17 protein-coding genes are annotated in these 21,350 nt (G+C 70.0%); 12 read left to right on the top strand and 5 right to left on the bottom strand.

The window, feature by feature from the left end; genetic code table 11:
- Positions 1-189: 189 nt before the first annotated feature.
- Complete coding sequence (locus ACFUN8_RS20855; protein ID WP_382564490.1) at positions 190-1,479, top strand: citrate synthase; 1,290 nt, start codon at positions 190-192, stop codon at positions 1,477-1,479.
- 588 nt (positions 1,480-2,067) lie between these two features.
- Here the strand turns inward: ACFUN8_RS20855 and ACFUN8_RS20850 are convergent.
- Both ACFUN8_RS20850 and ACFUN8_RS20845 read right to left on the bottom strand, forming a co-directional pair.
- Positions 2,068-2,385 (bottom strand): heavy-metal-associated domain-containing protein, encoded by a 318-nt coding sequence (locus ACFUN8_RS20850; protein ID WP_383639566.1) that lies wholly within the window; start codon positions 2,383-2,385, stop codon positions 2,068-2,070.
- A 143-nt stretch (positions 2,386-2,528) separates the two neighbouring features.
- Positions 2,529-3,263, bottom strand: coding sequence for a TetR/AcrR family transcriptional regulator (locus ACFUN8_RS20845; RefSeq protein WP_383639563.1), 735 nt, complete (start codon positions 3,261-3,263; stop codon positions 2,529-2,531).
- A gap of 153 nt (positions 3,264-3,416) precedes the next feature.
- Between ACFUN8_RS20845 and ACFUN8_RS20840 the strand changes: the two genes are divergently transcribed.
- Complete coding sequence (locus tag ACFUN8_RS20840; RefSeq protein ID WP_383639560.1) at positions 3,417-5,702, top strand: MMPL family transporter; 2,286 nt, start codon at positions 3,417-3,419, stop codon at positions 5,700-5,702.
- A 103-nt stretch (positions 5,703-5,805) separates the two neighbouring features.
- Here ACFUN8_RS20840 and ACFUN8_RS20835 read toward each other — a convergent pair whose 3' ends face one another.
- Positions 5,806-6,003 carry an AlpA family transcriptional regulator gene (locus ACFUN8_RS20835; protein ID WP_023541603.1) on the bottom strand — a complete coding sequence of 66 codons (198 nt, stop codon included), beginning with the start codon at positions 6,001-6,003 and terminating at the stop codon, positions 5,806-5,808.
- A 254-nt stretch (positions 6,004-6,257) separates the two neighbouring features.
- Positions 6,258-7,169, bottom strand: coding sequence for a sugar phosphate isomerase/epimerase family protein (locus ACFUN8_RS20830; RefSeq protein ID WP_383639557.1), 912 nt, complete (start codon positions 7,167-7,169; stop codon positions 6,258-6,260).
- A 126-nt stretch (positions 7,170-7,295) separates the two neighbouring features.
- Between ACFUN8_RS20830 and iolC the strand changes: the two genes are divergently transcribed.
- The 8 genes from iolC (at position 7,296) to ACFUN8_RS20790 (ending at position 17,078) form a co-directional block, all read left to right on the top strand.
- Entirely contained in the window at positions 7,296-8,405 is a 1,110-nt protein-coding gene (gene iolC / locus ACFUN8_RS20825; RefSeq protein WP_383639554.1) for a 5-dehydro-2-deoxygluconokinase, read from the top strand.
- Positions 8,402-9,283 (top strand): deoxyribose-phosphate aldolase, encoded by an 882-nt coding sequence (locus ACFUN8_RS20820; RefSeq protein WP_383639551.1) that lies wholly within the window; start codon positions 8,402-8,404, stop codon positions 9,281-9,283. The genes iolC and ACFUN8_RS20820 overlap by 4 nt, the downstream gene beginning before the upstream one ends.
- A gap of 79 nt (positions 9,284-9,362) precedes the next feature.
- On the top strand, positions 9,363-10,343 hold the full coding sequence (gene iolB, locus ACFUN8_RS20815) for a 5-deoxy-glucuronate isomerase (RefSeq protein WP_383639548.1): 981 nt from the start codon (positions 9,363-9,365) through the stop codon (positions 10,341-10,343).
- Complete coding sequence (gene iolD / locus ACFUN8_RS20810) at positions 10,340-12,226, top strand: 3D-(3,5/4)-trihydroxycyclohexane-1,2-dione acylhydrolase (decyclizing) (RefSeq protein ID WP_383639545.1); 1,887 nt, start codon at positions 10,340-10,342, stop codon at positions 12,224-12,226. Before iolB ends, iolD begins: the two co-directional genes overlap by 4 nt.
- Before the next feature lie 56 nt (positions 12,227-12,282).
- Positions 12,283-13,782: a CoA-acylating methylmalonate-semialdehyde dehydrogenase gene (gene mmsA / locus ACFUN8_RS20805; RefSeq protein ID WP_383639542.1), complete on the top strand. Its 1,500-nt coding sequence runs from the start codon at positions 12,283-12,285 to the stop codon at positions 13,780-13,782.
- Between the two features lie 123 nt (positions 13,783-13,905).
- Complete coding sequence (locus ACFUN8_RS20800; protein WP_383639539.1) at positions 13,906-14,577, top strand: DUF4291 domain-containing protein; 672 nt, start codon at positions 13,906-13,908, stop codon at positions 14,575-14,577.
- On the top strand, positions 14,574-16,139 hold the full coding sequence (locus ACFUN8_RS20795; RefSeq protein WP_383639536.1) for a S1 RNA-binding domain-containing protein: 1,566 nt from the start codon (positions 14,574-14,576) through the stop codon (positions 16,137-16,139). The genes ACFUN8_RS20800 and ACFUN8_RS20795 overlap by 4 nt, the downstream gene beginning before the upstream one ends.
- An 87-nt stretch (positions 16,140-16,226) precedes the next feature.
- On the top strand, positions 16,227-17,078 hold the full coding sequence (locus ACFUN8_RS20790; protein ID WP_383639533.1) for a class I SAM-dependent methyltransferase: 852 nt from the start codon (positions 16,227-16,229) through the stop codon (positions 17,076-17,078).
- Between the two features lie 106 nt (positions 17,079-17,184).
- On the opposite strand, the gene ACFUN8_RS20785 is transcribed toward ACFUN8_RS20790, so the two are convergent.
- On the bottom strand, positions 17,185-17,601 hold the full coding sequence (locus ACFUN8_RS20785; protein ID WP_383639613.1) for a GNAT family N-acetyltransferase: 417 nt from the start codon (positions 17,599-17,601) through the stop codon (positions 17,185-17,187).
- 159 nt (positions 17,602-17,760) lie between these two features.
- Between ACFUN8_RS20785 and ACFUN8_RS20780 the strand changes: the two genes are divergently transcribed.
- Positions 17,761-20,406 carry an alpha/beta fold hydrolase gene (locus ACFUN8_RS20780; RefSeq protein ID WP_383639531.1) on the top strand — a complete coding sequence of 882 codons (2,646 nt, stop codon included), beginning with the start codon at positions 17,761-17,763 and terminating at the stop codon, positions 20,404-20,406.
- Complete coding sequence (locus ACFUN8_RS20775; protein ID WP_383639528.1) at positions 20,403-21,275, top strand: ABC transporter permease; 873 nt, start codon at positions 20,403-20,405, stop codon at positions 21,273-21,275. Before ACFUN8_RS20780 ends, ACFUN8_RS20775 begins: the two co-directional genes overlap by 4 nt.
- Positions 21,276-21,350: the final 75 nt, after the last annotated feature.

The raw sequence follows: 21,350 nt of genomic DNA, 5'->3' as shown, positions 1-21,350 counted from the left end.
GGCGGAGCCAATGCCCACCCCGGACTTTCGGAACCGGGGCGAAGGGGGCAGGATGTGAAAGTTGGCGGCACTCAGTGCCGCGAATAGGCCTAATGGTCGACCCCGAGTGCACTCTCCTGAGCCAAATGGGGGATGGTAGAGACAGTCAGGGCACCTCGAAGAAGAGGCACTACGTCGGTGAGGGATGACGTGAGCGACAACTCTGTAGTACTGCGGTACGGCGATGGCGAGTACACCTACCCGGTGATCGACAGCACCGTCGGCGACAAGGGCTTCGACATCGGGAAGCTGCGGGCCCAGACCGGCCTGGTGACTCTGGACAGCGGCTACGGCAATACCGCCGCCTATAAATCCGCCGTCACCTATCTCGACGGTGAGCAGGGCATCCTCCGGTACCGCGGTTACCCCATCGAGCAGCTTGCCGAAAGCTCGACGTTCCTCGAGGTGGGCTACCTGCTCATCAACGGTGAACTTCCCAAGGTCGACGAGCTGTCGTCCTTCAAGAACGAGATCACCCAGCACACGCTGCTGCACGAGGACGTCAAGCGGTTCTTCGACGGCTTCCCGCGTGACGCGCACCCGATGGCGATGCTGTCCTCCGTGGTCAGCGCGCTGTCGACGTTCTACCAGGACAGTCACAACCCGTTCGACGAGCAGCAGCGCCACCTCTCTACGATCCGGCTGCTCGCCAAGCTGCCCACGATCGCGGCGTACGCGTACAAGAAGTCGATCGGACACCCCTTCGTCTACCCGCGCAACGACCTCGGGTACGTCGAGAACTTCCTACGCATGACCTTCTCGGTCCCCGCCCAGGAGTACGACCTGGACCCGGTCGTGGTCTCGGCTCTCGACAAGCTGCTGATCCTGCACGCGGACCACGAGCAGAACTGTTCGACCTCCACCGTGCGGCTGGTCGGCTCGTCGCAGGCGAACATGTTCGCCTCGATCTCCGCCGGTATCAGCGCCCTGTGGGGCCCGCTGCACGGTGGCGCCAACCAGTCGGTGCTGGAGATGCTCGAGGGCATCCAGGCCAACGGCGGCGATGTCGACTCCTTCATCCGCAAGGTGAAGAACAAGGAGGACGGCGTCCGTCTGATGGGCTTCGGCCACCGCGTCTACAAGAGCTTCGACCCCCGGGCGAAGATCATCAAGGCGGCGGCGCACGATGTCCTCTCGGCGCTCGGCAAGTCCGACGAGCTGCTGGACATCGCGCTGAAGCTGGAGGAGCACGCGCTCTCCGACGACTACTTCGTCTCGCGCAACCTCTACCCGAACGTGGACTTCTACACGGGTCTGATCTACCGGGCCATGGGCTTCCCGACCGAGATGTTCACCGTGCTCTTCGCGATCGGCCGGCTGCCCGGCTGGATCGCCCAGTGGCACGAGATGATCAAGGAGCCTGGCTCCCGCATCGGCCGCCCGCGCCAGATCTACACCGGCGAGGTCCTGCGCGACTTCGTCCCTGTCGAGAGCCGCTGAGCCTTCGACCGGACGGTCCTCGCGGTCACGCCGTCGGCGCCGCGAGCCGGACACCACCCGAGCGCAACAGAAAGCGCCCCGCTTCCCGATCCCCCCACGGGTCGGTATAGCGGGGCGCTTCCCATATCCCCGGTGCGGATTCCCCCCACGGGATCCGGGCCGGGCGTCTGCGGTTGCCGGCAGAAGCCAGTTTCACGCGGTCTGCCGGGGTCCGTACGAACCAGGGGGGCCGCTCAAAGCTCCCCAGTTGCACGTCCCCCGGCCAACGCTTGCCTGAGACATCCCCCAAGACATCTCATGAACGTCCCCCAAGACGTTCTCGGCATCGCCTCTTAGACTCGCGAGCTGCCCGGATGGTTACCCCTAAATCTATGTGATCTAGATCTCTTTGTGAAGGTCCTGTGCCTCATGTGAAGGAGCGGGGCCGCAAATTGTTGGTTACTACGAAAACAGATGAAAATCCCGTCGTTCTGCCCGCCGATCGTGGGGCTGAGCAGGTCTGTTGTGGCTCAGGTGGCCGAAGTGACGGAAGGGCCGTACGCCACCGGGAGAAAAACCCGGTCGCGTACGGCCCCGTGATGAGATCGATCAGGACTGGCCGGCCAGCTCGTACCCCGCCTCGTCGACCGCCGCGCGCACGTCGCTCTCGTCGAGCGGGGCCTCGGAGACCACGGTCACCCGGCCGGTGGCGGCCTCGGCCTTCACCGACGTGACGCCCTTCAGTGCGGAGATCTCGCCGGAGACGGCGCCTTCGCAGTGGCCGCAGGTCATGCCGGTGACCGCGTACACCGTCGTCACGGCGCCCGTCGCCGTCTCGGCGGCGCCGTCGTGGCAGGAGCCGGTCGGCGAGCAGCAGGATCCGGCGGTCTGGGCGGTCGCCGTCTCGATCTTCGTCTCTGCGGTCATGGCGTTCTCCTCCGGGGCGGGCGTGCGAAACAAGGGGTGTCAGAGGGCGGCGATAAGCCGCTCCACCCTGACCTGCGACAGACTATACCCCTAGGGGGTATGAATGCGAGTCGGGGATCGCGGCGTGTGCTCCTCGTGTGAAGTCAGGAATCCGGTGTTGCCGTCTCCTGCTGGGGGCGGCAGTGAGGGGCCGCGTCACCGACGAGGGGGGCCACGTAGCGGAACATGGCGCTCTTCAGCTCCCCGATGTAGGCGTCCCGCTCCTCGCCCTCGTGCGAAAGGATCAGATCCAGACCGCCCTTGAACAGGACGAAGATGAACTCCGCCGTCCTGGTGCGCTCGGCCTGGGGGGTGTCGGGGAGGTAGCCGCCCAGGATCTCCTCGACCCGGCTGAGCAGGGTGGAGTGCAGGACGTCGTGTTCCTCCGTCACCCGCCCCGGAATCTCGGAGCCGTGCATGAGAACGGCGAACGCCGGGTTCTCGCAGTTGAACGAGATCAGTGGGTCGAGGACGGCGTCCAGCATCTCGGGGAGCGGCAGATCCAGGTGGGTGGGTGTGAACGCCTGGCCGTACGTCGTGCGCCAGCGGTTCAGGAGGACGTCGCCCAGCTCGACGGCGATGGCTTCCTTGTTCGGGAAGAACTGGTAGAGCGTGCCGGGTGAGACGCCGGCCTCGCGGGCGATGGAGTTGGTGCTCGCCGCCGTGTAACCGGTCGTGCAGAAGACGCGGCCCGCGGCTTCGAGGAGCTGCGCGATACGGCGCTCGCCGCGGGCCTGGCGGCGCCGTGGCTTGCCCGTGTCGTCGGCGGAGCCGCCGCCCTTGGCCGCGCTGTCCCGGACGCCTCGCTTCACGGCTCCGCCTCTCCTCGCTTCAGGCACGTGAACTCCCAGGATCCCTCGATCGGTTGACTGCGGTTGACAAACGCGAGCCCTCGCTCGCATTCTTGATTTATGCGAGCGATCACTCGTGTTTGTCATTCTGTGGCAGTCGCTGACCCATGCTCTGGGTCACGGTGAAGGGGACACCGCACTATGTCCGAAGTCAACAGGGGGTCGCGAATCGGCGGCTGGACCCGGTTCGTCACGGCGCGCCCACGGCTATCGCTGCTGGTCGCCCTGGTGATCACGGCGTTGGCGGTCTTCGCGGGGAGCGGCGTCGGCGACCGGATGGGCAGCGGCGGCTGGGAGGACCCCGCCGCCTCGTCGACCTACGCCACGAAGGCACTGGAGCGTGAGTTCCCGGCCTCCCAGCCGAATCTCCTGCTGCTCGTCGACGCGGGCGGCAAAGGGGTGGACGACCCAGCCGTCGCCGCCGAGGCCGAGCGGCTCACCGAGCGGCTGGCCGCCGAGGAGGGCGTCGTAGGCGTCGGGTCGTACTGGCAGACGCGGTCGCCCGCGCTGCGCGCCGAGGACGGGGGAGAGGCGCTGATCGCGGCCAGGATCGTGGGTGAGGAGAAGGAGGCCGGCCGGACCCTGGAGCGGATAGCGCCCGAATTCCGCGGCACGCAAGGGTTGTTGGAGGTCTCGGTCGGCGGACCGGTCGCCGTGCGGCACGAGATGCAGGCCATCATCCAGGAGGACCTGCTGCGGGCCGAGCTGATCGCCCTGCCGGTCACGCTGGTCCTGCTCGTGATGGTCTTCGGCAGCGCGATCGCGGCCCTGCTGCCGCTGGGTATCGGCATCGTCGCCATCCTGGGGACCAACGCCGTGCTGCGCGGGATCACCGAGGTCACGGACGTCTCGGTCTTCGCGCAGAATCTCACCACGGCCCTGGGGCTCGGACTGGCCGTGGACTACGCGCTGTTCATCGTGCGCAGATTCCGGGAGGAGCTGGCCGAGGGGGCGGAGGTACGGGACGCGGTGGGCGCCACGCTCCGTACCGCCGGCCGGACGGTGCTGTTCTCCGCCCTGACGGTGGCGGTGTCGCTCGCGGCGATGATGGTCTTCCCGCAGTACTTCCTGCGCTCGTTCGCCTACGCCGGGATAGCGGTGGTACTGCTCGCCGCGGCCGCCGCGCTGATCCTGCTGCCGGCCGCGCTGATGCTGCTCGGCCATCGGGTCAACTCCCTCGATCTGCGACGGCTGTTCGGCAGGGGGCGGAAGAAGTCGGTGCCGGGCGACGGGACGGCGGCCGGATCCCGGCCGGCCCCGGCTGCGGAGGCGGGCGGCGGCTGGGGACGTACGGCGGCGCTGGTGATGCGCAGGGCCCCGCTGTTCGCCGTCGCGACGGCCACGGGCCTGGTGCTTCTCGGACTGCCCTTCCTGGGCGTCAAGTTCGGCACGGCGGACGACCGGCAGTTGCCGTCGAGCGCCGAGGCCCGAGTTGTCCAGGAGGACATCAGGAGCGGCTTCCCGGGCAGCCCCGGCGGTGGGCTCGAAGTGCTGGGCGAAGGCGGAGCGACAGCCGCCGAGTACGCGGACTACCGCGACCGGGTGGCCGGTCTGCCGGATGTGCTGCGGGTCGACGGTCCGGTCGTCTCCGGCGACCACGCGTACTTCACCGTGCTGCCCCGCGGCGAGTCGGTGGACCAGGAGACCCAGCAACTCGTCCGTGAACTCCGGGCCGAGCCGGCCGCCTTCGACACCTCGGTCACCGGCACGGCCGCCGTTCTGGTCGATTCGAAGGACGCCATCGCGGACCGGCTCCCCCTGGCCGCGGGCATCATCGTCGTGGTGACGCTGCTGCTGGTCTTCCTGCTCACCGGCAGCGTCCTGATCCCCCTCCAGGCGGTGGCGCTCAACGCGCTCAGCCTCACGGCGATGTTCGGAGCGGTCGTCTGGGTCTTCCAGGACGGCCATCTCTCCGGGTTGCTCGGTTTCACCCCGACGGGGGACATAGAGACGACGCTTCCGGTGCTGATGTTCTGCGTCGCCTTCGGACTCTCCATGGACTACGGGGTGTTCTTGATATCCCGGATCAAGGAGGAGTACGACCGCAGCGGTGACCACGAGCGGTCCGTCATATTCGGCCTTCAGCGCACAGGGGGCCTGATCACGGCGGCGGCGGTGATCCTGGCGGTGGTCATGGTCGCCATCGGCACCTCACGGGTGACCAACACCATGATGCTCGGGCTCGGTATCGCGCTCGCGGTGGTCATGGACGCGATGGTGGTGCGCAGTCTGCTGGTCCCGGCGGTGATGAAGCTGACGGGCAGGGCGACCTGGTGGGCGCCGGGGCCGCTGCGCCGCTTCCACGACCGGTTCGGGGTGAGCGAGGGCGAGTCACGGCCGACGGCGGGGACGGACGGCACCGACGGCGCTGACGGGCCCGACGGGGCTGTGTCCGGGGCGGGCGAGCGGGACAAGGTCGGGGTCTGAGCCTGGACCCGGACCGAGGGCCCCGTACGTCCACCGGTGGTGGAGTACGGGGCCCTCGGGGCCGGTCGGGCGCGGACCGGGTACGGGGATCAGATCCCGCCCCTCACTCTCTGCGGCCTCTGTTTCCCGGGCGCTTGGCCACCCAGGCGCGGACGGTGTCCGCGTACCAGTAGGGCTTGCCGTTCTCCACGTGGTCCGGCGGCGGAAGCAGACCGTGCTTGCGATACGAACGGACGGTGTCCGGCTGTACCCGGATGTGTGCGGCAATCTCCTTGTAGGACCAGAGACTTCTGTCCGTCATGCGTGGCACCTCCCTGCGTCCGCCGCAGCGGCGGCCGGGGGGCCGTCTGGAGGGCTGCGACTGAAACGCTGGTGATCACTGAGCCTGTGCCCGTTGAACGACTCAGAGTGACGGTGAGGGAGGGGCTGTCGCGTCACTGTGACGTAAAACCCGCGTAATGGAGATATGCGTGACGTTAAGCGGATGTCTGTGACAGAACCAGCGCATTGGAGGTAAGTGTGTCGATGGCCCAACTGTTCGACGGTGCTGCCGGGTTACGCGCCGCACGAGCGAAGGAAGCGACGCGTCCGCTCGGCGATCGGATAGGGCTTGTCGGGCGGGCAGGGGTACATGTCCTGTTCGACGATGGCGAAGAGATCGACGTCCAGTTCCTGGGCCGCCGTCAGCACCGGTCCCAGCGCGGGCACTCCGGCCGGCGGCTCGCACATCACGCCCCGTCCGACGGCCGGCCCGAACGGCACCCCGCCCGCGACGACGTCCGCGAGGATCTCCGGATCCACCTGCTTGAGATGCAGATAGCCGATGCGCTCCCCGTAGGTCTCGATCAGCTTGACGCTGTCGCCGCCGCAGTACGCGTAGTGCCCCGTGTCCAGACACAGTGACACCAGGGCGGGATCGGTGGCGTCGAGGAAACGGCTGACGTTCTCCTCGCTGTCGATGTGGGTGTCGGCGTGCGGATGGACCACGATGCTCAGTCCGAAGCGGTCGAGCACCTCGCGGCCGAGCCGCTCCGTCTGAGCCGTCAGATCGCGCCACTGCGCGGCGGTGAGTGTCCGGTCCTCCAGCACCTCACCCGTCTTGTCGTCGCGCCAGAACGACGGGATGACGACGAGATGGTCCGCGCCCATCTCCCTGGTGAGTGCCGCGATGTCGGCGACATGCGCCCAGGTCCTGTCCCAGACGGCGGGCCCATGGTGAAGTCCGGTGAACACGGTGCCGGCCGAGACCTTCAGGCCGCGCGCGGCCGTCTCGGCGGCGAGACGGGCCGGATCGGTCGGGAGGTAGCCGTACGGACCGAGCTCGATCCACTCGTATCCGGCCCTGGCCACTTCGTCGAGGAAACGTCGCCAGGGAACCTGCTGGGGATCGTCGGGAAACCACACGCCCCAGGAGTCGGGTGCCGACCCGACCCTGATGCGGTTCAGCGGCGGTACGGAGGAGGTCATACCGGTCAGCCTCGCGGCCGTCCGAGAAGAGTGTCAAGCCTTCGTCCGAATGTAAGGACAAAACGTTGACAGAGGTCGGCAGAGAGCACTAGACCTGGGAACGGCCGTCGAAACGAGGGGACGCGCATGCCTGAGCCGTACGACGTGATCACCATGGGGCGCATCGGCGTGGACCTCTATCCGCTGCGTACCGGAGTCCCGTTGGCGCAGGTCGACACCTTCGGGAAGTTCCTCGGCGGATCGGCGACGAATGTGGCGGTGGCCGCCGCCCGGCTCGGCCGCCGTACCGCGGTCATCACCCGCACCGGACGGGACGCGTTCGGGGACTATCTCCACCACGCCCTGCGGGAGTTCGAGGTGGACGACCGGTGGGTGACACCGGTCGACCGGTGGCCCACACCGGTGACGTTCTGCGAGATCTTCCCGCCCGACGACTTCCCGCTCTACTTCTACCGGCAGCCCAAGGCACCCGATCTGGAGATCCACCCGCACGAGTTGGACCTGGAGGCCATCCGGTCCGCGCGGATCTTCTGGATGACCGGCACCGGCCTGTGCGAGGAGCCCAGCCGGTCCGCCACACTGACCGCTCTGCGCACACGCGGCGAGGCACGGGCACAGAGCCCCGAGGAGCGGCCGTCCGGGCGGCGGCCCGGAAGCGCCATCACCGTCTTCGATCTCGACTGGCGGCCGATGTTCTGGAAGGCACCGACGGACGGCTCCGGTCCCGACGGCCCGGCCGGTTCCGGCAGCCACAGCCCCGACGATCCGGGGGCGCTCATGGCCGCGGCCCGGCCCCTGTACGCGCAGGCCCTGCGCCACGCCACCGTCGCCGTGGGAAACCTGGAGGAGTGCGAAGTCGCCGTCGGAGAGCGCGAACCGTACGCCGCCGCCCGCGCGCTCCTCGCCGCCGGCCCCGAACTGGCCGTGGTCAAGCAGGGACCCAAGGGCGTCCTCGCCGTCCACCGCGACGGCACCGTCGCCGAAGTGCCGCCCGTCCCCGTCGAGGTCGTCAACGGCCTCGGCGCCGGGGACGCCTTCGGCGGCGCCCTCTGCCACGGACTGCTGGCCGGCTGGGACCTGAAGCGCGTCATGCGGTACGCCAACGCCGCCGGCGCCATCGTCGCCGCCCGGCTCGCCTGCTCCTCCGCCATGCCGTACGCCCGGGAAGTCGTCCAGGTCCTCGGCGGCGGCCCCGTCCCCACACCGGGAACGCTGCCACCGGAGGCCGCCCTGTGACCCGCGTCGACGCGTCCGAGCTCGTACGGATCCGTACGCACCACCCCGAGGCGATCGCCGAGGCCGCCGCCCGCCGAAGCCACCGCCCCCTGCTGCGCCCCGGCGGACGGCTCATGATCGTCGCGGCCGACCACCCGGCCCGAGGCGCCCTCGCCGTCGGCAACCGCCGCCTGGCCATGGCCAACCGCGTCGACCTGCTGGAACGGCTCTGTCTCGCGCTGTCCCGGCCCGGCGTCGACGGCGTCCTCGCCACCGCCGACATACTCGACGACCTGCTGCTCCTCGGCGCCCTGGAGGACCGCGTCGTCGTCGGCTCCATGAACCGCGGCGGCCTCGCCGGCGCCGCCTTCGAACTGGACGACCGCTTCACCGGCCACCGCGCCGAGGACATCGCCCGCCTCGGCTTCGACGCGGGCAAGTTGCTGCTGCGCGTCGACTACGAGGACGCGCGCTCGGCGGACACCCTCCTGTCGGCCGCCCGCGCCGTCGACGCCATGGCGGAGCGGCGGCTGCCCCTCTTCGTCGAGCCGTTCATCTGCCGCCGCAGGGACGGACGGCTGAGCAACGACCTGACGGCCGAGGCGGTGACCCGCTCCATCGCCATCGCCTCCGGCCTCGGTGGCACCTCCGCGTACACCTGGCTGAAACTGCCGGTCACCGAGAATCCGGACGACATGGCCCGGGTGATGGAGACATCCACCCTGCCCGCCGTCCTGCTCGGCGGCGAGATCGGCGACGACCAGGAGGGCGCGTACGAGAAGTGGCGCAAGGCGCTGCGCCTGCCCACGGTGCAGGGCCTGGTCGTGGGGCGCTCGCTCCTCTACCCGGTGGACGGGGACGTCGCGGCGGCCGTCGACACCGCCGTGGGCCTGTTGTAGGGGCGCGGCCGGTCCGACCGCCGAAGCTGTAGGGGACACGGGGAGAGTAGGCAGACGTGCGGAGGGATACGGAACGACCATGACGACGGACACCGACACCGACACGGGCTCCGACGGTGAATTCCTGGAACGGCACGTGCGCGCGGGCAGCGCGGCGAGCGGACCGTACGCGCTCGACATCGAACCGCGGCGGGCCGGCTGGCTGCACAGCTCCCTGCGCGTCCTCGACCTGCCGCCCGGCGGTACACACACGCTGGACAGCGGGGACAGCGAGTGGATCGTGCTTCCGCTCAACGGCGGTTGTACGGTGCACACGCAAGGCGAGATCTTTGAACTGCTGGGCAGAGAAAGCGTGTTCAGCTCCGTCACGGACTTCGCGTACGTTCCGCGTGACGCCCACGCCCAGATCGCCTCCGGTGCGGGAGGCCGCTTCGCCCTGGCAGGAGCGAAGTGCGAGCGAAGACTCCCCGCTCGCTACGGCTCCGCACCGGAGGTTCCGGTCGAACTGCGGGGCAGTGGCAACTGCTCCCGCCAGGTCAACAACTTCGCCGCCGCCGACACGTTCGACTGCGACCGGCTGATCGCCGTCGAGGTCCTCACACCCGGCGGCAACTGGTCGTCGTACCCGCCGCACAAGCACGACGAGAACCACCCCGGCGTCGAGTCCGAGCTGGAGGAGATCTACTACTTCGAGATCGAGGACGGCGGCCTCGGCTACCACCGCGTCTCGCCCTCCAGGCCCGGCGGTACCGACGTCCTCGCCGAGGTCCGCACCGGCGACACCGTCCTCATCCCCGACGGCTGGCACGGCCCGTCCATCGCCGCCCCCGGCCGCGCCATGTACTACCTCAACGTGATGGCCGGACCGGGCGCGACCAGACAGTGGCTGATCCGCGACCATCCCGACCACGGCTGGATCCGCGACACCTGGCCCGGCCAGGCGGTCGATCCCCGACTGCCGCTGTACGAAGCGCCCGGTCCGCGGCCGTCACAGAGGCCGTCACCGGAGCCGCCGAATCAACCTCCTTATGAGAACGAGGACAAGGAGACCCACCGATGAGTACGCGCCGCCTCACCGTGGCCCAGGCACTGATCGCCTTCCTGTCCCGCCAGTACACCGAACGCGACGGCAACCGCCGCCGGCTGATCGACGCCACCTGGGGCATCTTCGGCCACGGGAACGTGGCGGGCATCGGCCAGGCACTCGTCCAAGCCGGCCCGGAGATGCCCTACTTCCAGGGCCGCAGCGAACAGGCCATGGTCCACGCCGCCGTCGGCTACGCCCGGCAGAGCAACCGCCTCTCCACCCACGCCGTGACCACCTCCATCGGCCCCGGCGCCACCAACCTCGTCACAGGCGCCGCCCTCGCCACCATCAACCGGCTGCCCGTGCTGCTGCTCCCCGGCGACATCTTCGCGACGCACCCCGCCGACCCCGTCCTCCAGCAGCTCGAAGTGCCCCACGCGGGCGACGTCTCCGTCAACGACGCGCTGCGCCCCGTCTCGAAGTACTTCGACCGCGTCTCGCGTCCCGAGGCGCTCGTCCCGGCCGCGCTCGCCGCCATGCGGGTCCTCACCGACCCCGCCGAGACAGGCGCGGTGACCCTCGCGCTGCCCCAGGACGTGCAGGCGGAGGCGTACGACTGGCCGGAGGAGTTCTTCGCCGAGCGCGTCTGGCGGGTCCGCAGGCAGGGCCCCGATCCGTACGAACTCGCCGACGCCGCCGAGGCCGTCCGCGCGGCCCGCCGTCCGCTCCTCGTCGCGGGCGGCGGCGTCCACCACAGCGCCGCCGAGGACGCGCTGGCCGCCTTCGCGACGGCGACCGGCATCCCCGTCGCCTCCACCCAGGCCGGCAAGGGCTCCCTGCGCCACGACCACCCCGCGGACGTCGGCGGCATCGGCCACACCGGTACCGCCACCGCAGACGAACTGGCCCGCACCGCCGACCTGGTGATCGGCGTCGGCACCCGCTGGTCCGACTTCTCCACGGCCTCGGCGACGCTCTTCTCGAACCCGTCCGTCCGCTTCCTCAACATCAACGTCACCGGCTTCGACGCCCACAAGCTCGCCGCCGCGCCCCTGGTCGCCGACGCCCGCACCGCCCTGGAGGAACTCGCCACGGCCCTCACGGGCCACCGCGTCGACGCGGCCTACGCCACCGAGTACGCCGACGACAAGGAGCGCTGGGAGCACCGCGTCGACGCGGCGTTCGACACCTCCGAGGACCTCCTGCGGCCCACCCAGCCACAGGTCCTCGGCCTCCTCGACGCGCTCGTCACCGACGAGGACATCGTCATCAACGCGGCCGGATCGCTCCCCGGCGACCTCCACAAGCTGTGGCGGTCCCGCTCCCGCGACCAGTACCACGTCGAGTACGGCTACTCGTGCATGGGTTACGAGATCCCGGCCGCCATCGGCGTGATGCTCGCCGACCCCGGGCGGCCCGTCTGGGCGCTGGTCGGCGACGGCACGTATCTGATGAACCCCACCGAGATCGTCACCGCCGTCCAGGAACGCCTCCCACTGAAGCTGGTGATCCTCCAGAACCACGGCTACGCGTCGATCGGCGGCCTCTCCGAGTCCGTCGGCGCGGAACGGTTCGGTACGGCGTACCGCTACCGGGAGGCCGACACGGTCGGCTCGCCGACGTACACCGGCGACCCGCTCCCCGTCGATCTCGCCGCCAACGCGGCCTCGCTGGGGATGCGTGTCATCCGCGCCAAAACCATCCGTGACCTGCGCGAAGCGCTTGCCGTCGCGCGTGAATCCGATGTCCCCACATGTGTCTACGCGGAGACCGAAACGGCAGACACTGTGTCGGGCGCGCCTCCCGCCCAGGCGTGGTGGGATGTTCCCGTGGCCGAGACGGCGACTCGCGCGTCCGCGGTCACGGCACGCCAGGAGTACGACCGGAAAGCCGCGACCCGCCGCCGCCACCTCTGACAGAGCCCCCGGGCGCCGCCCGCGCCGAAGGACTCGATGGACCCGAAGGAGACGTAATGAAGACCGTCAACCACTGGATCGGTGGCAAGACCGTCGAGGGCGCGTCGGGCAACTGGGGCCCGGTCACCGACCCCGCGACCGGCGCGGTCACCACGCAGGTCGCGCTCGCCTCGGCGGAGGAGGTGGACGCGGCCGTCACGGCGGCGAAGGCCGCGTACGGCACCTGGGGCACGTCCTCCCTTTCCACGCGCACCGGCATCCTGTTCAGCTACCGCGCACTGCTCGACGCGCACCGGGACGAGATCGCGGCGCTGATCACCGCCGAGCACGGCAAGGTCCACTCCGACGCCCTCGGAGAGGTCGCGCGTGGGCTGGAGATCGTCGAGTTGGCCTGCGGGATCACCACGCAGCTCAAGGGCGAGTTGTCGACGCAGGTCTCCCACCGGGTCGACGTCTCCTCGATCAGGCAGTCGCTGGGTGTCGTCGCCGGCATCACGCCCTTCAACTTCCCCGCGATGGTGCCGATGTGGATGTTCCCGCTGGCCATCGCCTGCGGCAACACCTTCGTACTGAAGCCGAGCGAGAAGGACCCCTCGGCGGCGAATCTGCTGGCCGAACTCGCCGCCGAGGCGGGGCTGCCGGACGGTGTGCTCAACGTCGTCCACGGTGACAAGGTGGCCGTCGACTCGCTCCTGGCCCACCCGGACGTCGCGGCGGTCTCCTTCGTCGGCTCGACGCCCATCGCCCGCTACATCCACGCGACCGCGTCGGCCAACGGCAAGCGCGTCCAGGCGCTCGGCGGCGCCAAGAACCACATGCTGGTCCTCCCGGACGCCGACCTGGACGCGGCGGCCGACGCGGCCGTCTCGGCCGCGTACGGGTCCGCCGGAGAGCGCTGCATGGCGATCTCGGCGGTCGTCGCGGTCGGCGCGATCGGCGACGAGCTCGTACAGAAGATCCGCGAACGCGCCGAGAAGATCAAGATCGGCCCCGGCACCGACCCGGCCTCCGAGATGGGCCCGCTGATCACGGCCGCCCACCGCGACAAGGTCGCCTCGTATGTGACGGGCGCCGCCGCACAGGGCGCCGAAGTCGTCCTGGACGGCACCGGCCTGTGCGTCGACGGCTACGAGGACGGCCACTGGATCGGCCTGTCGCTCCTCGACCACGTCTCGACCGACTCCGACGCCTACCGCGACGAGATCTTCGGCCCGGTGCTGTGCGTGCTGCGCACGGAGACGTACGACGACGGCGTCGCCCTTATGAACGCCTCACCCTTCGGCAACGGCACGGCGATCTTCACCCGCGACGGCGGTGCGGCCCGCCGCTTCCAGCTGGAGATCGAGGCGGGCATGGTCGGTGTGAATGTGCCGATCCCGGTGCCGGTGGGCTACCACTCCTTCGGTGGCTGGAAGGACTCCCTCTTCGGCGACCACCACATCTACGGCAACGACGGCGTGCACTTCTACACGCGCGGCAAGGTCGTCACGACCCGCTGGCCCGACCCGGCGGACGCCCCGTCGGGCGTGGACCTGGGCTTCCCCCGCAACCACTGAGCGCGGCGGCCCACTCAGGACGCGACGGCCCGCACGGTACCCCTATTCCGTGCGGGCCGTCGCAGCGTTCCGGCGCCTTCTTAATAGGTGGCCGCGCGGACGGAGTCACAGCACGCTGTCCCCATGCCAGAAGCGACAACTCCACAGACGACAGCGACAGCGATACCGGAACCGGCACCGGAACCGACACCGCGGACCCCGGAGCCCACGTACCGCGTCCGCGCGCACCACACCGCCTCGACGATCACCGTCCACCAGGCGTACTCACCCTTGATCGGGCTCCCCGCCGCGCGCGACGGGCGGTTTCCCGACGCCTGGAAGCGCGACCGGATGACCTGGATCAAGCCATCCTTCCTCTGGATGATGTATCGCTGCGGCTGGGGCCTGAAAGAGGGGCAGGAGACGGTTCTGGCCGTCGAGATCAGCCGTGAGGGCTTCGAGTGGGCGCTGCGGCACGCCTGTCTGTCGCACTACGACGCGGACGTGCACGCCGACCGGGCCGCGTGGCGACGGAAGTTGAAGCGGAGTCCCGCGCGGGTCCAGTGGGATCCGGAGCGTGATGTGCGGCTGCGGCCGTTGCCGTACCGGTCGCTGCAGCTCGGGCTGACGGGGGAGGCGGCGCGCCGGTACGCCGACGAGTGGATCGTCTCCATCAGGGACGTGACGCCGCTGGCGCGGCGGATTCACGGGCTGGTCCGGGGTGGCGAACTGGCCGCCGCGGAAGGGCTGCTGCCCGTCGAGACGCCCTATCCGGCCGAGGCCGACGGGGAGTTGCTGGGGCACCTGTGCCCATGAGCCCCACCCGCCCCGAAGGGGCCGACGTGCCCGGCCGGCCCAGGCTTCCCTTCGTGTACCGCGTGACCAAGTACGACCCCGCCGACCGCGACGAGGGGGGTGTGTACGCCGGGGCGGAAGAGGTGATCAGCGATCACGGGCCGGTCGAGGCAGCCTATTTGGAGGCGGTGTCCGCGTTCGCCGAGGGGACCGGGGTGCGGACGCTGTCCGTTCGTGAGCCGCAGATCGGGCCCGGCTTCGCGCACTTCGGACCGGAGCCACCGGTCGACGGAGACGGGTTGGCGGGACTTTTCCCGCGAGACCTGTCCGGTTTCCACGACGGGGCGGAGGTGTCTGTTCCGCTCGCTCTGGAGCTGGTGCGGGTCATGCTCAGGGGGGACGGCGCGTGGTGCCGGCTGGAGGCCGAGGGGGCGTTCGCCGTGCATGTCGGATGGGACCTGTACGTCTACGTGGGCAGTGACGTGCCCTGTGAGGAGGCCGTGGCCCGGACCGGCGAACTGGGGCTGTTCGCGGAGCGGGTGGACGTCTCGCCGTACGACGCGGACTACGACGCGGATTACAACGAGCCCGGCGAGCAGCGGCCCGCCGACGACCTGTTCTGGGAGCGGCTGTCCTGGTGCGTGGCGTCGCGGTGGGCCGGTCTGCTGGAGGAGAACCACGTGGATAACGGCACCCGCTGGCACCTGCTGGGCGATGCCCACGGTCTCGGCCACCACTCCACGCTCGACACGGTCCGCGCCCGGCTCGCTCCACGCGCCCGACTGACGGTCTGGCCGGGCCTCTCCACCGACATCGATGCCGTCCTCGCCACCCTTCCGGAGGAAGGGCTGGTCGAAGTCGTGTGGGAGGACGACGAGGGCCGGGTCTCCGGCGTCGTCGCCGACGTGGGCGAGTCCGCGGAGCCGGCCGCGCTGGTCGCCGGCGCCCGTGCCGCGGCCGTCCTGCCGATGTATGCCGACGAACGCCGTCCGCTGTTCACCGCTGTCCTGCCCGACAGCGACGGCGTCCTGCGCGCCCGTTGGCGGACCGAGCCGACGCGGAGCGACCGCGACTGGGCCTTTCTCAGGACGTTGAACCGGGGGCAGGTCGTCACCGGCACCGTCGTCGTGATCGCCGACTTCGGCGTCACCTTCGTGGACATCGGCGGATTCACCGCGATGATCAACATTCCCGAGGTGTCCTGGCGGTACATCGACTTCCCCTCCGACGTCCTCACCGTCGGGCAGGAGGTCACCGCCCTGATCCTGGACGTCGACCGGGTCCGCGAACGGGTGTCGCTGTCGCTCAAGGCACTTCAGGAGGATCCGCTGTTGGCGCTCGCCGGCCGTGTGGGCGAGGTCGTCACCGGTCCGGTCACGCGGATCGAGCCCTCCGGTGCCTTCGTCCGTGTCGAGGAACGGGACCACGGGTTCGAAGGGCTCCTGCCCGCGACCGAGTTGGCCCCCGACGCCGCCCCCGACGCCGCCCGCGTCGGCGACCCGCTCACGGTGCGGATCACCGAGGTCGATCCCACGTCACGCCGGATCCTGCTGGCTCGTGAACGTACCCCGGCGACCGACTGAGTGCCCCGCGACCCGGTCGCGAAACAGGCGCGCCGGACGCGTCGAGTTCTCGCCATGCTATGGGCGCAAGACGGGAGGAGCGGCAGTATGGAAGGCATGACGGACATGGTGAATTCAGCCCAGGCCGAGGCGTGGAACGGCTACGAGGGCAGGCACTGGGCGGAACACCAGGATCGGTACGACCATCTGAACGACGCGGCCAATGCCCCGCTGCTCGAGGCTGCGGGCATAAAGGAGGGTGACCGGCTTCTCGACATCGGGTGTGGGAACGGACGGGTCGCCCGGCTCGCCGCGCGCCGTGGGGCCCGGGCCGTCGGGATCGATCTGTCGGCCCCGATGCTGGCGCGGGCCCGGGAGTCCGCCGTGGCGGAGGAGATCGAGAACGTCACGTTCGTGCAGGGCGACGCACAGGTGCACGACTTCGAGGAAGCGGACTTCGACATCGCCGTGAGCCGCTTCGGGGTGATGTTCTTCGCCGATCCCGCCGCCGCGTTCCGCAACATCGGACGGGCGTTACGGCCCGGCGGGCGACTCGCCTTCGTCTGCCCGCAGTCGTTCAGCCTCATGGACCAGGCGGTGATCTTCGCGGCGATCGGCACCCAGGTCACGCTCCCCGCCCTCAACGAGGACAGCAAGCACCAGCCCGCCTCCTTCGCGGACCCCGCGCACACCGAGCGCGTTCTGAGCGAGGCCGGTTTCAAAGGAATCGGTCTGCGCGCCCTGGCGCTGCCCCAGCACTGGGGCAAGGACGCCTCCGACGCCTCCGCCTTCCTGATGGGATGGGGTCCCCTCCAACACTGGCTGGCCCTGGCCGACGCCGACGAGCGGACCCGTACACGCGCGCACGACGCGGCCACCGAAGCCTTCCACGCCTTCGAGACCAGGCAGGGCGTACGGCTGACCAGCCGCCTGTGGCTCGTCACCGCCGAACGCCCCTGAACCCCTGAGCAGGGGTATTCCGTACGGTCCAGGAGCCCGATGCGGGAGTCCGATCCAGGCGCCTGGTGCAGGCGTCCGGCCCAGGCGTCCGGCCCAGGCGTCCCGTCTAGGAGTCCGGGAACTCCCAGGTCCGCATGGCGAAGCGCCCCTCGTCACGCGCCCCGGCCGCACGGTAGGTCGCCAGCGCCGGTTCGTTGTCGGTGTCCACTCCCACCCACATGTCGTAGCAGCCGCGCTCACGCGCGATCCCCGCGAGGGCCTCGGTCAGCGCCCGCCCGATGCCCCGTCGACGGTACGGCTCGTCCACGGACAGCTCGTACAGACACATCTCGACGCCTTTGTCCGGATGCAGCATCTCGATGCCGGAGACAAAACCGGCCGGGACGCCTCCTGCATAGGCGATCAGCAGCAGATGACCCGGCGCGGCGAGAAAGCGCTCCGCCCACTCCGGCCGGGCCGGTTTGTCGTACAGATGCTGGGCTGCGACGAGTTCGCCGACCGTCGTCGCTCGGCGGATCTCCATGTCGGTCATGTCGCCCGTCTCTCCTCGCGCGCCTTGTCGGGGGCCCCTCGCCGTACCACGGCTGGTGTACGGCGACGCTATCCCGTACTCCTCAAGGAGGCCCCTGAGTTCCGACCGGTGTCAGCGAGGGCCGCTCGCGGGGCCGTTTAGGGTTCAAGGATGGAGATCCCAATCCCCCGACGGCCACGGCTGCGCAAACGATGGCTCGCGGGCGTCGCCGCGGCCGCCGTGCTCGTCGGCGCCGGCACCTGGACCGCCGTCGCCTCGGACAGCACCCCTACCGTGCACCGAGCCGACCAGACGATGGAGATGCCCGGCGCCCGGATCGACACCTCGTACTTCACCGCCGGTGACGACGGCGACAAGCGCAGGCCCGCCGTCCTGCTCGGCCACGGCTTCGGCGGCAGCAAGAACGACGTACGGGCCCAGGCCGAGAAGCTCGCGCGCGACGGATACGCCGTGCTGACCTGGTCGGCACGGGGGTTCGGCGAGTCCACCGGCAAGATCGGACTCAACGACCCCGCCTACGAGGTCAAAGACGTCTCCCGGATGATCGACTGGCTCGCCGGACGCCCCGAGGTCCTGCTCGACGCCGACGGCGACCCACGCGTCGGCATGAGCGGAGCCTCCTACGGAGGAGCCATCTCGTTGCTCGGCGCGGGCTACGACCCGCGCGTCGACGCGATCGCGCCCGTGATCACCTACTGGAATCTCGCCGACTCGCTCTTCCCCGACGGCGTCTTCAAGAAGCTCTGGGCCGGGATCTTCTTCTCCACCGGCGGCGGCTGCGACACCTTCGAGAAGCAGCTCTGCGAGATGTACGACCGCGTCGCGGTCGCCGGGAAGCCCGACGCGGCGGCGGGTGAACTCCTCACGGAGCGCAGCCCGTCCGCGATCGGCGACCGCATCAAGGTGCCCTCGCTGATCATCCAGGGCCAGACCGACTCCCTCTTCCCGCTCAGCCAGTCGGACGTCATGGCGAAGACGATCAAGGCCAACGGCGCGCCCGTCTCCGTCGACTGGATGGCCGGCGGCCACGACGGCGGAAACGCCGAGACCGGTCGTATCGAGAGCCGTATCTCCTCCTGGTTCGACCGCTACCTCAAGAAGGACAACGGCGCCGACACCGGGCCCGCGTTCCGCGTCAGCCGCACCGGTGGCGTGGACTCCTCCGACGGTCAGGCGGTGTTGAGGGGCGCGAGCAGCGACACCTATCCCGGTCTGCGGAGCGGCATAACGAACGTGCCGCTCTCCGGCCGCGCGCAGTCGTTCGACAACCCCGCCGGTGCGAGCCCGCCCGCCATCTCCACGGTGCCAGGTCTGGGCAGCGGACTGTCCCAGCTGTCCTCGTTCGGCATGGGGCTCGCCCTCGACTTCCCCGGACAGTTCGCCCGCTTCGACTCCCGGCCGTTCGACAAGTCGCTCCAGGTGACCGGCTCACCGACCGTCCGGGTCACCGTGAAGGCCGACACCGACGACGCCGTGCTCTTCGGCAAGGTCTACGACGTCGGGCCCGACGGCGGCCGGCAAGTACTGCCCTCACAACTCGTCTCCCCGATCCGTGTCGAAGGCGTCAAGGCCGGCAACGGCAAGACCGTCGAACTGACACTGCCGGCCATCGACCACAAGGTGGAGGCCGGGCACCGGCTGCGCGTCGTCCTCGCCGCGACCGACCTCGCCTACGCCTCACCGGCCGCCCCCGCCACGTACACCGTCACACTGGACGGCGATCTGTCCGTACCGACGGCGCCCGCCCTCACCACCGCCGCGGCGACCCTCGCCTGGTGGGTCTGGGGCCTGCCGCTGGCGGGCGTGCTCATCGCCGCCGCGCTGCTGCTCACGGCGCGCCGTCGCGTCAGCGCACCGGCGCCCGATCCGGAACTGGCCGACGTACCCCTCCAGATCACCGACCTGTCGAAGCGCTACGCCAGGTCCGCCGACCGCTACGCCGTACGGGATCTCTCCTTCCGAGTCGAGAAGGGCCAGGTGCTCGGGCTCCTCGGACCGAACGGCGCGGGCAAGACCACGACTCTGCGCATGCTGATGGGACTCATCACTCCCGACGCCGGAGACATCCGGGTCTTCGGGCACTCCATCAGGCCCGGCGCGCCGGTCCTGTCCCACGTCGGGTCCTTCGTCGAGGGCGCGGGCTTCCTGCCGCACCTGTCCGGGCGGGACAACCTGGAGCTGTACTGGCGGGCCACCGGCCGCCCCGTCGAGGACTCGCACATCGAAGAGGCCCTTCAGATCGCCGGACTCGGTGACGCCCTCGCCCGCGCGGTGCGCACCTACTCGCAGGGCATGCGGCAGCGGCTCGCGATCGCGCAGGCCATGCTCGGTCTGCCGGACCTCCTCATCCTGGACGAGCCGACCAACGGCCTCGACCCGCCGCAGATCCGTGAGATGCGCGACGTGATGATCCGCTACGCGGCCAACGGCCGGACCGTCATCGTCTCCAGCCATCTCCTCTCCGAGGTCGAACAGACCTGTACCCACCTGGTGGTCATGGACCGGGGCCGGCTCGTCCAGGCCGGTCCCGTCGCCGAGATCACCGGCTCCGGCGACACCGTGCTCGTCACCACGGCCGGACAGGTGCCCGAGCCGGTTGTCGACAAGATCGCCGCGCTGGCCGGGATCGGATCCGCGATCCGCACCGACGAGGGGCTGCTCGTACGGCTCGACGGGGCCAGCACCAACACCCTGGTCACCGAACTCATCCGGATGGACGTCGCGCTGACCGGCGTCGGACCGCACCGCCGCCTGGAGGACGCCTTCCTCACTCTCATCTCAGGAGCCTCCGCATGAGCGCGCTGACCGAATCGGCTCCGGGCTACCGGGCGGGCCGCACCCTCCCGCTCCGTGTCGAACTCGTACGCCAGCTCAAGCGCAGGCGGACGATGGCGATGGGCGGGGTGCTCGCGGTCCTGCCCTTCGTACTGATCGTGGCCTTCGCCATCGGTGGGACACCGGGCGCCGACGAGGACGGCGGCGGGGGCGGCAGCCGGCTGAACCTGATGGACACCGCGACCTCCTCCGGCGCCAACTTCGCCGCCACCTGCCTCTTCGTCTCGTCGGGCTTCCTGCTGGTCGTGCCCGTCGCCCTGTTCTGCGGGGACACCGTGGCCTCCGAGGCGAGTTGGTCCTCCCTGCGCTATCTGCTCGCCGCGCCGGTGCCGCGTGCCCGGCTGCTGTGGAGCAAGCTGGCGGTGGCGCTCTCCATGAGCCTCGGGGCGATGGTGCTGCTGCCGGTCGTCGGACTGGTGGCGGGCACGGCCGCCTACGGTTGGGGGCCGCTGGAGCTGCCCACCGGAGGGTCCCTCGCGACGGCCGAGACCGTGCCGCGGCTGGCGGTCGTGGTCGGCTTCATCTTCGTCTCCCAACTGGTCACGGCGGGGCTCGCCTTCTGGCTCTCCACGAAGACGGACGCCCCGCTCGGCGCGGTCGGCGGCGCGGTCGGGCTGACGATCATCGGCAATGTGCTGGACCAGGTCACGGCGCTGGGGAGCTGGCGGGACTTCCTGCCCGCGCACTGGCAGTTCGCCTGGGCGGACGCGCTCCAGCCCCAGTTGGAGTGGAGCGGCATGCTGAAGGGCTCGGCGATCTCGGTGACGTACGCCCTGGTGCTCTTCGCGCTCGCGTTCAGGCACTTCTCCCGCAAGGACATTGTGAGTTGAGCCCCTGACGGTGGTCGCCGTCGCCGTCGCCGTCGCTTTCGCAGTCACAGCCACCCCCGACGAGCCGCTTCCGCC

Source organism: Streptomyces sp. NPDC057307 (genome assembly GCF_042667665.1).
Taxonomy (GTDB): Bacteria; Actinomycetota; Actinomycetes; order Streptomycetales; family Streptomycetaceae; genus Streptomyces.
The sequence above is the reverse complement of the archived record's forward strand: the minus strand, read 5'-3'. Positions and strand labels throughout refer to the sequence as shown.